At 58.4% G+C, this 13,350-nt stretch carries 14 protein-coding genes; 8 read left to right on the top strand and 6 right to left on the bottom strand.

Going from position 1 to position 13,350, the window contains the following annotated elements:
* Positions 1 to 94: 94 nt before the first annotated feature.
* The 3 genes from KI610_RS19735 to KI610_RS19725 all read right to left on the bottom strand — a co-directional run bounded on the left by KI610_RS19735 (position 95) and on the right by KI610_RS19725 (position 2,737).
* Positions 95 to 1,636, bottom strand: coding sequence for a sodium:solute symporter family protein (locus KI610_RS19735; protein WP_226496635.1), 1,542 nt, complete (start codon positions 1,634 to 1,636; stop codon positions 95 to 97).
* 70 nt (positions 1,637 to 1,706) lie between these two features.
* Positions 1,707 to 2,363: a pseudouridine synthase gene (locus KI610_RS19730; protein WP_226498587.1), complete on the bottom strand. Its 657-nt coding sequence runs from the start codon at positions 2,361 to 2,363 to the stop codon at positions 1,707 to 1,709.
* On the bottom strand, positions 2,357 to 2,737 hold the full coding sequence (locus KI610_RS19725) for a hypothetical protein (protein ID WP_226496634.1): 381 nt from the start codon (positions 2,735 to 2,737) through the stop codon (positions 2,357 to 2,359). The genes KI610_RS19730 and KI610_RS19725 overlap by 7 nt, the downstream gene beginning before the upstream one ends.
* A gap of 58 nt (positions 2,738 to 2,795) precedes the next feature.
* On the opposite strand from KI610_RS19725, the gene recA reads away from it, so the two are divergent.
* From recA to KI610_RS19685, 8 genes are read left to right on the top strand one after another with little or no spacing between them, the layout of a single operon-like run.
* Complete coding sequence (recA, locus tag KI610_RS19720; RefSeq protein ID WP_226496633.1) at positions 2,796 to 3,824, top strand: recombinase RecA; 1,029 nt, start codon at positions 2,796 to 2,798, stop codon at positions 3,822 to 3,824.
* On the top strand, positions 3,817 to 4,248 hold the full coding sequence (recX, locus tag KI610_RS19715; RefSeq protein WP_226496632.1) for a recombination regulator RecX: 432 nt from the start codon (positions 3,817 to 3,819) through the stop codon (positions 4,246 to 4,248). The genes recA and recX overlap by 8 nt, the downstream gene beginning before the upstream one ends.
* A complete protein-coding gene (gene lptB, locus KI610_RS19710; protein WP_404827441.1) occupies positions 4,245 to 4,979 on the top strand; it encodes an LPS export ABC transporter ATP-binding protein in 735 nt (244 codons plus the stop codon). Before recX ends, lptB begins: the two co-directional genes overlap by 4 nt.
* 27 nt (positions 4,980 to 5,006) lie before the next feature.
* On the top strand, positions 5,007 to 6,479 hold the full coding sequence (locus tag KI610_RS19705; RefSeq protein WP_226496631.1) for an RNA polymerase factor sigma-54: 1,473 nt from the start codon (positions 5,007 to 5,009) through the stop codon (positions 6,477 to 6,479).
* A 15-nt stretch (positions 6,480 to 6,494) separates the two neighbouring features.
* A complete protein-coding gene (gene hpf, locus KI610_RS19700; protein WP_226403128.1) occupies positions 6,495 to 6,821 on the top strand; it encodes a ribosome hibernation-promoting factor, HPF/YfiA family in 327 nt (108 codons plus the stop codon).
* Between the two features lie 56 nt (positions 6,822 to 6,877).
* Complete coding sequence (ptsN, locus tag KI610_RS19695) at positions 6,878 to 7,324, top strand: PTS IIA-like nitrogen regulatory protein PtsN (RefSeq protein WP_226496630.1); 447 nt, start codon at positions 6,878 to 6,880, stop codon at positions 7,322 to 7,324.
* Between the two features lie 9 nt (positions 7,325 to 7,333).
* Positions 7,334 to 8,269 (top strand): HPr(Ser) kinase/phosphatase, encoded by a 936-nt coding sequence (hprK, locus tag KI610_RS19690; RefSeq protein WP_226496629.1) that lies wholly within the window; start codon positions 7,334 to 7,336, stop codon positions 8,267 to 8,269.
* Positions 8,270 to 8,316: 47 nt separating this feature from the next.
* Complete coding sequence (locus KI610_RS19685) at positions 8,317 to 8,574, top strand: hypothetical protein (RefSeq protein WP_226496628.1); 258 nt, start codon at positions 8,317 to 8,319, stop codon at positions 8,572 to 8,574.
* A 49-nt stretch (positions 8,575 to 8,623) separates the two neighbouring features.
* Here the strand turns inward: KI610_RS19685 and KI610_RS19680 are convergent, their stop codons facing one another.
* The 3 genes from KI610_RS19680 to KI610_RS19670 all read right to left on the bottom strand — a co-directional run bounded on the left by KI610_RS19680 (position 8,624) and on the right by KI610_RS19670 (position 13,341).
* Positions 8,624 to 9,496, bottom strand: a complete 873-nt coding sequence (locus tag KI610_RS19680) for an FHA domain-containing protein (RefSeq protein WP_226498585.1) — start codon at positions 9,494 to 9,496, stop codon at positions 8,624 to 8,626.
* 92 nt (positions 9,497 to 9,588) lie between these two features.
* The gene (ttcA, locus tag KI610_RS19675; protein ID WP_226496627.1) at positions 9,589 to 10,452 is read right to left on the bottom strand and encodes a tRNA 2-thiocytidine(32) synthetase TtcA; all 864 of its coding nucleotides are present in this window, start codon (positions 10,450 to 10,452) and stop codon (positions 9,589 to 9,591) included.
* Positions 10,453 to 10,584: 132 nt separating this feature from the next.
* The gene (locus tag KI610_RS19670) at positions 10,585 to 13,341 is read right to left on the bottom strand and encodes a response regulator (protein WP_226496626.1); all 2,757 of its coding nucleotides are present in this window, start codon (positions 13,339 to 13,341) and stop codon (positions 10,585 to 10,587) included.
* Between the last annotated feature and the right edge of the window lie 9 nt (positions 13,342 to 13,350).

Genomic DNA, 13,350 nt, shown 5'->3' with positions numbered 1-13,350 from the left:
GTGTCGTGACAATGATGGCGGCGTACGGGGTTTTCGGCTGACGTTTGGTCACACTGTCAGGAAAATCCTGAGGGTCCGCCTGTTTCGTGCTGGCTTAATGGCGGTGCGGATGTTCCGTCGCGTGGTGGGTTTCCGCCGCTGCCCGGTGGTGCAGGGCTTCATGGATGTCTTCATGCGGCAGCCGATGGCCGACCCATTGTGGCAACAGCGACCCGGCGATCATGCCGATGATGCTGACGGACAACCCGATGAGTTGCGGCGGCACCAACTGGCCTGCGCCAGCCAGCGCGTAGGCGTACTGGCCGTTGCCCTGGCCGGCCGTGCTGACCAGCACTTCGATCAGGATCCACGACGACAGCCCGCCGAAAATGGCAGCCAGCGCACCCTGCGTCGTCGCCCGTTTCCAGAAGGCGCCGAAGAAGAGCGGCACGAAGGCGCCGGCCAGCGTGATCTTGTAGGCGTTTTCGACCATCTTGAAAATGCTGGCGTTGGAATACAGCGCGAAGCCGAGGACGATGCCGGCGAAGACGATGATGGAGCCGCGCATGACACGCAGGAACTGGTGGTCGCCCATGTGCGGGTAGAAGCCGCGCACGATGTTTTCCGAGAAGGCGACCGAGGGGGCCAGCAGCGTGGCTGACGAGCAGCTCATAATGGCCGACAGCACGGCGCCGAAGAAGATGGCCTGGGCGAAGACCGGCGTGTGGTTGAGGACCAGCGTCGGCAGGACGAGTTGCGAGTCGGTCTGCATCAGGCCGTTGAACAGTTCGGGGTCGATCAGCGTCGCCGAGTAGGCGATGAACATTGGCACGAAGGTGAAACAGAAATAGATAGTGGCACCGAGAATCGAGCCCCACAGCGCGATGCGCTGGCTCTTGGCCGAGGTGATGCGCTGGAAGACGTCCTGCTGCGGGATCGAGCCGAGCATCATGGTGATCCAGGCGCCGAGGAAGGTCAGCCACAGCCAGGGGTCGGGCGGAGGGAAAAAGTCGAGCTTGCCGGCCGCCGAGGCGTGGTTGATGACCAGTTCGACGCCGCCGGTCAGGCCGGAGACGACGTAGCCGATGTACAGCATGCCGCCCATGATGACGCCCATCTGCACGAAATCGAGGATGGCCACCGAGAGCATGCCGCCGAAGGTGGTGTAGGTGAGCACGATGGCGGCGCCGAGGATCATGCCCGCTGTCTGGCTGACATAGCCAGCGGTGACGACGTTGAAGACCAGCCCGAGCGCCTTGATCTGGGCCGATACCCAGCCGAGATAGGAAGCGACGATGCACAGCGTGGTCAGCACTTCGACCGTGCGGTTGTAGCGCAGGCGGAAATAGTCGCCCAGGGTCAGGATGTTGAGCTTGTAGAGCTTCCGCGAGAAGAAAACGCCGGCGATGATCAAACACATCGACGAGCCGAAGGGGTCGGCGACAACGCCGGTCAGGCCGTCCTTGACGAAGGTGGCGGAAACGCCGAACACTGCTTCGGCGCCAAACCAGGTGGCGAAGACGGTGGCGGTGACGACCGGCAGCGGCAGATGGCGGCCGGCCACGGCGAAATCCTTGGCGCTATGGACGCGGGTCGCGGCAAAGAGGCCGATGCCGATGGAAACCATCAGGTAGAGGACGACGAACCAGATCAGCATGATCGTACGGTCAACCGGAAAAAAGGTTCAAAACGCGAAAATTATACGGTCGTTGCGCGGTTTCGCAGCGTCAAAACGGGGCGTCGGAATGAAATTGGATGGCTGCTGCGGTCAACGGGTGAAACAGGCCCAAATCCATGGCGTGCAGGAGCAGTCGATCCGCCAGCGCGGTCGCCTCGCCACCATAGAGATCGTCGCCGAGAATCGGGTGGCCGAGCGAGGCCATATGGACGCGTAGCTGGTGCGAGCGGCCGGTGATCGGTTCCAGTTCGACCCGTGTCGTGTTGGCGTCCGGATCGCGGCTGACGACGCGAAAACGGGTCAGCGACGGCTTGCCGATCTCGAAATCGACCTTTTGCCGCGGCCGGTTCGGCCAGTCACAAATCAACGGCAGCTCAACCTCGCCGGCATCGTCAGCCATCAGCCCTTGAACGACGGCGACGTAACGTTTGTCGATCTGGCGCTCGCGGAAAAAACGCGATAGCTGCCGGTGCATTTCGGCGCCGCGGGCCAGAACGAGCAGGCCGGAGGTCGACATGTCGAGGCGATGGGCAATCAGCGCATCCGGAAACCTGGCCTGCACACGCGATGCCAGGCAATCGTCCATGCCCTCCCCGCGCCCCGGCACGGAGAGCAGCCCGGCCGGTTTGTCGACAACGATGATTTCATTATCGACATGAATGATGGCCAAACCGTTGTCGGGCGGCGGCAAATAGGCCGTCAAAATGCCTTCACCCGAATACTGCAGCCGCTGTCCTGGAACGCCGTGCTCTCGCGAAACCAGCCGGGACCGGGCGAAGTCTGCGCGCAGACCCGGTGGTCGGTCGTCTTGCTCGCCCACCAGTACCACGGCGCTGGTTTGGCGAAACTCTGCGGCGCATTGACGGCCAGCCAAATACAGAGCAGCAGCTTGCCAAGCCTTGATTTGAATGCAGAATTTTCTTGCCAAGCGGTCATGGTAAATGTACTGTGTTTATACACAGTATTTAAGTAATGGCGGAGCGGGCTGGGAATATACCTCGTCTGCTCCGTGTAATCAGTGAAATTGACAGCTGCCGATGGCATATCCGGAACAATCAGCCTGTCGATCAAACGCAGCAATTTCTATTCCATCTTTGGCCCCTGTGCCATAATCCGCTCAAATTTCCGAGGTAACACCATGGACGACAACAAGGCAAAGGCGCTCGCCGCAGCGCTGCAACAGATCGAAAAGCAGTTTGGCAAAGGCTCCATCATGAAGATGGGCGACGCCGAAATCGACGAAGGCATTCAAGTCGTGTCTACCGGCTCGCTCGGTCTGGACATTGCGCTGGGCGTCGGCGGCCTGCCACGCGGCCGCGTCGTTGAAATCTACGGTCCGGAATCTTCCGGCAAGACCACGCTCTGTCTGCAGGTCGTTGCCGAAATGCAAAAGCTCGGCGGCGTTGCCGCCTTCATCGACGCCGAACATGCGCTCGATCCGCAATACGCCCAGAAGCTCGGCGTCAGCGTCGGCGACCTGCTGATCTCGCAGCCCGATACCGGCGAACAGGCCCTTGAAATCGCCGACATGCTGGTTCGTTCCGGCTCGGTCGACATCATCGTCATCGACTCGGTCGCCGCCCTCACGCCGCGCGCTGAAATCGAAGGCGAAATGGGCGACCAGATGGTCGGCCTGCATGCCCGTCTGATGAGCCAGGCCCTGCGCAAGCTCACCGCCAACATCAAGAAGACCAATACGCTGGTCATCTTCATCAACCAGATCCGAATGAAAATCGGCGTCATGTTCGGTTCGCCGGAAACGACGACCGGCGGCAACGCGCTCAAGTTCTACGCTTCGGTTCGCCTCGACATCCGCCGCATTGGTGCGATCAAGAAGGGCGACGAAGTCATCGGCAGCGAAACCAAGGTCAAGGTCGTCAAGAACAAGGTCGCCCCGCCCTTCCGCGAAGCCATCTTCGACATTCTCTACGGCGAAGGCATTTCCCGTCAGGGCGAAGTGGTCGAAATGGGCGTTGCCCACAAGCTGGTCGAAAAATCCGGCGCCTGGTATTCCTACAAGGGCGAGAAGATCGGCCAGGGCAAGGACAATTCCCGCGAATTTCTGAAGTCGCACCCGGAAATCGCCCAGGAAATCGAAGCGAAGATCCGCGAAGTGGCCAGCACCACCGTCATCAAGCCGACCAAGGCGGCTGCGGCGGATGCCTGACCTGCGCGTCCGCGCCCTGCAATTGCTGACCCGGCGTGATTATAGCCGGGCCGGCTTGCAGGCCAAGCTCGCCCCGCATGCCGAATCGGCGGAAGAGCTGTCGGCTGTGCTCGATACCCTGCAAGCCGAGCGACTGCTCTCGGATTGCCGCTACGCTACCCAACGGGTTGCTGTGCGGGGACGACGTTACGGCGATGCGCGCCTGCGCCAGGAATTGCGCCAGCAAGGCGTCAGCGACGCCGACATCGCCACGGCCCTGCCCGAAGCCGGTGATGAAACCGAGCGCTGCCGGGTAATTTGGGCCAAAAAGTTCGGTCGACCGCCGGAAACCGCCGAAGAGCGTGGCAAACAGATGCGTTTCCTGCAATATCGTGGTTTTTCCAACGATGCCATTCGGCGGGCCATGCAGGGAGTGGATGAATGAACATGTCGGCGGCCAAACTCTCGGCCCACAACCTCAAGAAGCGCTACAAGGCGCGCACTGTCGTCGAGGATGTCTCTTTCGAGGTCAAGTCCGGTGAAGTCGTCGGTCTGCTCGGCCCGAATGGTGCTGGCAAGACCACCTGTTTCTACATGATCGTCGGGCTGGTCGCTGCGGATGGCGGCGAGGTTTACATCGACGACAATCGCCTGACCCATCTGCCCATGCATAGCCGGGCGAGGCTTGGCCTGTCCTATCTGCCGCAGGAAGCCTCGGTTTTCCGCAAGCTCAACGTCGAGGAAAACATCCGGGCCATACTCGAGCTGCTCAATTTGCCCGAAGCCGAGCTGAACGATCGCCTCGAGGGACTGCTGGCCGAGTTGCACGTCAGCCATGTCCGCCACGTCAATGCCTCGGCCCTGTCGGGCGGCGAGCGGCGGCGCGTCGAAATCGCCCGCGCGCTGGCGACCAATCCGCGTTTCATCCTGCTCGACGAGCCATTTGCCGGCGTCGATCCGATCGCCGTACTCGAAATCCAGAAAATTATCCGCTTCCTCAAGGAGCGCGGAATCGGCGTCCTGATTACTGACCACAACGTCCGCGAGACGCTGGGCATTTGCGACCACGCGTACATTATCAACGCCGGAAACGTGCTGGCGGCTGGACGGCCGGACGAAATCGTTGATAATGAAAGCGTACGCAAGGTTTATCTCGGCGAGCACTTCAAGCTCTGACCGGAAAATAGAAACCGACCCCAACCGATGAAGCCGGCACTCCAGCTAAAACTCTCCCAACATTTGGCGCTGACGCCTCAGCTGCAGCAGTCAATCAAACTGCTACAGCTGTCGACAATCGAAATGCAGCAGGAAATCGAGCGTTATCTGCTCGAGAATCCAATGCTGGAGCGCGAGGACGAGCAGGGCGGCGAGGCATTTTCCAGTGCTCAGCAATTCGACTCACCGCAAACCAGTGAGGGCGAGCGCGAACAAAAGGCTGAGCGCGAAGAGCGCGATGCACGCGACGACCGCGAGCAGGACGTTCCGTCAGCTCCCTCCGATGTCGATGACGACCGTTGGGCCGCCGATGCCGGCACCTTCACCGGGGCCGGGCGCGACGAAGACGACGACAGCGATTCGCAGGACATTCACGGCACGACGATCAGCCTGCGCGATCATCTCGGCTGGCAACTGGGGATGACCCAGGTTTCGGAACGCGACCGAAGCCTGGTCCGTTTCCTGATTGAGGCCCTCGATGACGATGGCTACCTGTCGGCTACCTTGGAAGAACTCTGGGAAACGCTGCCACCGGAATACGAAATTGAAATCGAAGAACTGGAAATTGCGCTGCATCACATCCAGAATTTCGACCCGGTCGGCATTGGTGCCCGCAACCTCCAGGAATGCCTGGCCCTGCAACTCAAAGCCCTGCCGGGCAGTTGTGAGGTCCGCGATCTCGCGCTGACCATCGTCCAGAAGCACCTGGAACTGCTGGCTGCCCGCGATTTCGCCAAGATCCGCCGCCTGACCGGCTGCGATGATGAGTCGCTGAAGGCCGCGCAATCGGTGATTACCGGCCTGAATCCGCGACCGGCCTCACGCTTTTCCCAGATCGAAGCCCGCTACATCACGCCGGACGTGATCGTAAAGAAGCTCAAGGGGAAGTGGACTGCGTACATCAATCCCGATGCTTATCCGCGCCTGCGCATCAACCGTCTTTACGCCGAAATTCTTTCGAAGCAGCGGCGTGGCAATGGCCACCTGTCCACTCAGTTGCAGGAAGCTCGCTGGCTGATTAAAAATGTTCAGCAGCGTTTTGAGACAATTCATCGTGTGACGCAGGCCATCGTTGATCGTCAGCGTCAGTTCTTTGAACACGGAGAAGTTGCGATGCGCCCGCTGGTTTTGCGCGAAATCGCTGACATTCTCGGTTTGCACGAGTCGACCGTATCGCGCGTCACCAGCCAGAAATACATGGCGACGCCGCGCGGTATCTTCGAACTCAAATACTTCTTCGGCAGTCATGTCTCCACCGATACCGGTGGTGCCTGTTCTGCTACGGCCATCCGGGCGCTGATCAAGCAGTTGATCTCGGCCGAGGATGGCAAGAAGCCCTTGTCGGATAGTCAATTATCCGAAATACTAGGCCAGCAGGGAATCGTAGTTGCCCGACGGACGGTTGCAAAATACCGCGAGTCGCTCAACATCCCACCGGTCAATTTACGCAAGACCCTGTAGAGAGAGGAGATAAAAGTGAATCTGCAGATTAGTGGTCACCATATTGAAGTTACCCCGGCCCTTCGTGAATACGTTGAAAACAAGCTGGATCCGGTGATCCGCCATTTTGACAAGGTAACCGGCGTCAGCGTCGTTTTGTCGGTTGAAAAGCTCAAGCAAAAAGGCGAAGTCACCCTTCACGTACCGGGTAAGGACATCCACGTCGAAGAGTCCGGTGACGATCTCTATGCCGCTATCGATGCCTTGTTCGACAAACTGGACCGTCAGGTTCAGAAGTACAAGCAAAAGGTCCAGGACCACCATCGCGGTGACAAGCCCGGGCTGCATACCGTCGCTGAATAAGCGCTGAACGGGCCGCACCGTAACCGGTTGCGGCCTTTGTTTTTCTCACCTTCCCTATGAACCCCTTAACCAATCTTCTATCAACCGATCAGGTTCTGCTCGATCTTGAAGCCAGCAGCAAGAAGCGGGTCTTCGAGCAGGCAGGCATGCTCTTCGAAAATCGACTGGGTCTTGCCCGATCGATCATTTTCGATAGCCTGTTCGCCCGCGAAAAGCTCGGTTCCACCGGTTTGGGCCAGGGTGTGGCGATTCCCCATGGTCGAATCAAGGGGCTGAAACAAGCTGTTGGCGCATTCCTGCGTCTGGCAACCCCGGTACCGTTCGATTCACCCGATGGTCGCCCCGTTGATCTGCTCTTCGTTCTATTGGTTCCCGAGCAGGCGACTGAGCAGCATTTGCAGATACTTTCGGAGTTGGCCCAGAATTTTTCTGATCGCGCATTCCGCGAAAAATTGCACGTCGCTCCCGACGCTGCGGCTGTTGTTGCTCTGTTTCAGGGCTGAGTTTAGTTCGTGCGCCACGTAAGCCTGGTTCAGCTTTACGAGGACAATCGCGAAAAGCTGCTGCTGAACTGGAACGTTGTTCCGCAGGCCGACCGTCGTATCGAGATCAAGGGCTCCAACAACTATGGCGCCGATCTGGTTGGTCACATCAATATCATTCACCCGGAACGTCTGCAGGTTCTTGGCCTTGCCGAATACGAATGGGCCATGCGCATTGGCGAGCGTCGTTTCGCACAAATGCTTGGCGATCTGCTCGGTGCACAACCGCCCGCGGTGATCGTCGCTGACGGGCTGACGCCACCGCCATTGGTGGTCGAAACCTGTACCCAATTGACGACCCCGCTGATTTTCTCGCCCAAGCCGTGTTCGGCCATCATCGACCTGTTGCGCATCTATCTGTCGGCTCGTCTGGCCGATACGGTAAGCCTCCACGGTGTTTTCATGGATGTCCTGGGCATGGGCATCCTGATTACCGGAGATTCCGGTGTAGGCAAGTCGGAACTGGCGCTGGAGTTAATCTCCCGGGGGCACGGGCTGGTTGCTGATGATGTCGTCGAAATGGCCCGTATTGCGCCAACCACCATCGAAGGCCGCTGCCCCGGAATGCTGCGTGACTTTCTCGAGGTGCGCGGGCTCGGTTTGCTCAATATCCGGACGATTTTTGGCGAAACTGCGTCACGCCGGAAAATGAAGCTCAAGCTGATTGTGCATCTACAGAAAACATCGACCGCGGCCGATGCGCCACGTCTGCCGCTGGATGCCCAAACGCATGAAGTCTTGGGTGTTCCGATCCGCAAGGTGGTGATTCCCGTGGCCGCCGGACGCAACCTCGCAGTGCTGCTCGAAGCGGCCGTACGCAACACGATTCTTCAATTTCGCGGAATCGACAGCATGCAGGATTTCATGGATCGTCAGCAGCGCACGATGCTTGACGATGACGCATGAATGGCCGATAGTGCTTCGGCTTTTCAACCTTATTGAGGGGACATCCAATGAAGAAATTGATCGGTCTGTTGATTGTTGCTTTTGCTGCTTCGACCGCCTACGCCACTGATGATTGTGCCGCGAAGGCCGCCGAGAAAAAGCTGGCGGGTGCCGCCAAGAACAGCTTCATGAAGAAGTGCACCAAGGATGCCGGCGCCGCTCCTGAAAACGAAGCTTGTGCTGCCACAGCCAAGGAAAAGAAACTGGCTGGCGCTGCCAAGAACAGCTTCATGAAGAAGTGCACTGCTGACGCTGCCGCCAAGTAACCAACTTGCTCAGGGAGCAATCGGCCATCTGCGGATGGCCGATTTTCGTTTACAGGTGCTCGAACTCGGCGATATCGGCCAAAGGATCGTTGCCTGAATTGCCAAAACTGATCTGGCCACGACTTTCGAGTTGAATTTCATGGCGCCGGACCATGACTTCCTGGCGTCCTGAGAGCGTGACAAAGCAGCCATTTGTGCTGGTGTCGACCAGATAGAAGCCATCACCCCGCCTTTCAACCCGTGCGTGTTGCCGGGAGGCTTTGCGATCATCGATGATCAGTTTGCAGCCAAGATCACGGCCGATGGTCAGGACCGGGGTCTTGTCGTCAAGCAAAAAAGCCTTGCCGCGATGGCGAACACAAAGTCGGTCGACGGGGACGGCGCTGCTTGGGCCGAAAGCCGAGTGCGCTGAATTCGCGGTGGCACCCTGATAGTTCGGCCAGTTGATCTGGAAAAGTGCCAGAGCTTCGCCGTCTTCTGGAACGCTACCTAGTTCGGGGACGGGATTGGCAGAAATGAAGCTTGGTTCGGCCAGGGCCTCGACGAGAAGTGAACTGCACAAAATCTGGTCGCGTCGGGCAATCCCCGCAATACGGGCGGCCGTTGAAACAGCCGATCCGGTGAGTTTTTTGCCATCGTCCAACACTTCGCCGCAGTGCAAGCCAATGCGGATAGTCAATTTCAGGCCAGAAACGGGCGGCAGGTCGGCAATCCGCTGCTGCATGTCAATGGCCGCCTGGCAGGCATCTTCCGCAGTTTCAAACGCACCAAGCAACTCGTCACCGACCACCTGGATAGTCTTGCCCTTGTAGCCATCGATGGAGCGCTTCATGCGCTTGAGGCAACGTTCAACTGCATGCATTGCCTCTTTGTCTCCAAGACGCTCGAAAAGCGCGGTACTGCCGGAGACATCGGCGAACATCACAATCAGTTTTCGTTGCGTGGCACTCATTGTCTACCTGGAGTCCATGAATAAACGACTGCTCATTATATGTTGATCGCGCTGCTTCTGCATTATGCCGAAAGGCTTATCGGGATGGTCCCGCTGATCGGCATTTCCGGGAGGTCAAATGCAATATCGCCCTCCGCGACCGGGGTGTCCAGCGTCAGTCCGCGAAAATCAAATAGGTCGCCATCAGCCAGGTGGGAGGGAACGACATTTTGCATGGCGGTAAATACGGATTCGGTACGACCTGGATAGCGCTTGTCCCAATCCTGCATCATTTCCCGGATCTTCTGGCGCTGCAGGTTGTCCTGCGAGCCGCACAGGTTACAGGGGATGATCGGAAATTCCATGCCGCGGGCGAATTTGGCGATATCGGACTCGGCGCAATAGGCCAGGGGCCGGATGACGACATGCGCCTTGTCGTCGGTGACGAGTTTCGGCGGCATGGCCTTGAGCTTGCCGCCGAAGAGCATGTTGAGAAAGAGCGTATGGACCATGTCATCGCGATGATGGCCGAGGGCAATCTTGTTGGCGCCCAGTTCCTTGGCGGTTCGGTAGATGACGCCACGGCGGAGTCGCGAACAGAGCGAGCAGGTGGTTTTTCCTTCGGGAATCTTTTCCTTGACGACTGAATAGGTGTCGGCTTCAACAATCCGATGCTCGATACCGATCGATTCGAAATAGCGGGGCAGGATGTCAGCGGGAAAGCCGGGCTGCTTCTGATCGAGATTCATGGCGACCAGGCGGAATTTGACCGGCGCGCGCTTTTGCAGCGCCATCAGCATGGCGAGCAGCGTGTAGGAATCCTTGCCCCCGGAAACACAGACGAGCACCGTATCGCCATCCTCGATCATGTTGTAGTCGATGATCGCTTTGCCGGTACGGCCTTCCAGATATTTGCGCAGCTTTTGCAGGTTGTTCGATTGGGTCATGGGGCAAGGAAAAAGGGCGGTGGACTGACCATGTAGCGTGATTCCTACGGTCAACCGGATTTATTGCGTAAAACGCAAAAGATCGCCAGTTTACCTTGTGTCACCAGTCGGACGAAAAAATTCTGCGTTGAATCAGTGGTTTCCACCAAAAGTCTGCAATTTTTCCTGCAACTCCTTGACCCTGATCGGCTTGGAAAGATAGTCGTCCATGCCGGCCGCCAGGCAGGCGTCACGGTCCTCCTGCATGGCGGCGGCAGTCATGGCGATGATCGGTGTGCGCGGCAGGTGACGATCAGCCTCGCGGGCCCGGATTCGTTGCGTTGCTTCGATGCCACCCATGACCGGCATCTGCATGTCCATCAGGATCACATCGAAGGACATGGTCGCCAGAATATCGAGCGCTTCCTGACCGTTTAGCGCCAGCGTGGCTTCGTGCCCCCATTTGCCGAGCAGGCCGAGGGCAAGTTTCTGATTGGTCGGATGATCTTCGACCAGCAGGATATTCAGGGCGCGCCGCGCTTCCCGCAACGAATGGCGGGTGACCAGCGGTTTTCCGGTCGAGTGCATGGCGGGGGCTGCGTTGTCGAACAGGCGCCCAAGTGCCGCATGCAATTCGTCGAGTGAAATGGGTTTGGAGAAAAATCCGGCGATTCCGGCTTCCTGGCAGCGTTGGGCATCGCCGCGCAGGGCTCCGGATGAGAGCATCAACATCGGCGGCAGATTTTTGTGGGTTGCGCGCAGGCGGCTGGCCAGTTCATAACCGTCCATCCGGGGCATTTGTGCATCGAGCAGGATGCAATCGAAATCCGTGTTGCCCTCTTGCATCAAGGTGAGTGCAGCCTGCGCAGAATCGACGTCGCTGGGGATGGCTTTCAGCAAGCTGAGCATGCCGCTCAGAATGCGTCGGTTGGTTGCGTTGTCGTCCACAATAAGGATGCGTCGGCCGAGCAAGTCGACCTCGCTGCCAATGGCCGGGCTTGCCTGCTCCGAGACTTTAAGTTGTACCGAAAAGTGGAACGTACTGCCTTTGCCTGCCTCGCTGAGCAGCCACATCCGGCCACCCATGAGTTCGACCAGATGACGACAAATCGATAGGCCAAGCCCGGTACCGCCATACTTTCGTGTCGTTGAAGTATCTTCTTGTGAGAAGGCGTCAAAAATCAGTTCCTGCTTGTCGGGAGCGATGCCGATGCCCGTGTCGCGCACGGCAAAATGGACGACTGCGTGACCTTCCTGCAATTGCGTCAGCTCGGTGCGCAGGACGATTTCCCCATGGTTCGTGAACTTGATGGCATTGCCGATCAGATTGACCAGCACCTGCCGGATACGACTGGGGTCGCCCAGGACGTAGCGGGGCACATCGTGAAGTATTTCGCTGAGCAGCTCGATTCCCTTTTCGTGGGCGCGTAAGGCCAGGGGCTTGAGGACTTCGGCGATGAGGCGATACAGATCGAAGGAAATCTCCTCGACGAGCAGTTTGCCGGCTTCGATTTTCGAAAAATCGAGAATGTCGTTGATGATGGTGAGCAGCGACTCAGCTGAAGACTTCGCAATGTTCAGATATTCGCGTTGCTCCGAGGTTAAGGCTGTTTCCAGCACCAAATCGGTCATCCCGATGACGCCGTTCATCGGTGTACGAATTTCGTGACTCATGTTGGCGAGAAAATCGCTTTTCGCCCGGCTTGCTGCTTCTGCTGCTTCCTTGGCACGCAGGACCTCAATCTCGGCCCGTTTTCGCTCGGTGATGTCGACGATGACACCGAGCAATCCGGAAACGCTGCCATCGCGGTGGGTCAGTGCTGCTTTGCGATAGACCGTATCGTGAATGATCCCATCCCGGCTGTGCACCGAGGCCTCATAAGATTGCATTCCTTTGCTGGCAAACAGCTCGGCATCTTTTTCCGTATGCAGGCGGGCATCTTCCGGTGGCAGGAGGTCGTTCAGCGTGTGGCCGATGATGGCATCGCGCTTGATATGGAAGAACAATTCGAAAGCGCGGTTCAGGCGAACATAGCGTCCGGCATCATCTTTCAGGTAAACCGGCAGCGGGATGGCCTCGATCAACTCCTCGACCAGATGCAACTGCTCTGACAGTTGTGCCTCGATGCGTTTGCGATCGGTGATGTCAGTCCGGATGGCAATATGGCGCTCGGGCTCTCCCGCGGCATTCAGCAGCGGGACAATGGTGGCGTTCACCCAGTACAGATTGCCGCCACGCGCCCGGTTGCAGACCTCGCCCCGCCAGACTTGGCCAAGCGAGATGGTTTGCCACATGTCGCGGAACATTTCTGGCGGATGCGTGCCGGAATTGATGATGCGGTGGTTGCGCCCAAGAAGTTCTTCGCGGGCGTAACCGCTGATGTCGCAAAAACGATCGTTGGCATACAAAATCGTGCCGGCGGTGTCAGTGATGCTGACGATCGCATGCTGGTCGAGGGCGAATTTCTGGGTCGCCAGCTCACGTCGGCCGTGCTCGCTTTCCGCGACCATTGAGGCGATTCGCTTGGAGAGTTCGGCGATATCTTCATCGGCAAACGTATCGGTGTGATCGCTTCGATCATCGTCCGGCAACAAATGCCGGACCGTTTTTCGCAAGGAACGCAGCGCATTTTCGCGGTCAGCCAGCGACAGACGCAGTTTCTCGTTGCTGTCCGAGAGTTCGGACGAGGATATTTCCAGGCTGCGGGTACGCAAATCAAGATCGCGCTCGTATTGCTCGTAGCTGCCGTCGACGCGCGCAAGGAAGTCGCCAAAGCCTTCCAGGGCGGCCCGCAAGGCTGGATCCGCCGTCGTCGCTGCGTTGCTCATCGAATGCAGCAACGCAGCCAGTTCAGCCTCGTTTCCGATCCCAAGGCTGCGTTTGAGTTGCCGGAGAAGCGCTTTTTGCATGCGGTTTGG

It is taken from the genome of Ferribacterium limneticum (assembly GCF_020510565.1).
Lineage (GTDB): Bacteria > Pseudomonadota > Gammaproteobacteria > Burkholderiales > Rhodocyclaceae > Azonexus > Azonexus limneticus_B.
The sequence above is the reverse complement of the archived record's forward strand: the minus strand, read 5'-3'. Positions and strand labels throughout refer to the sequence as shown.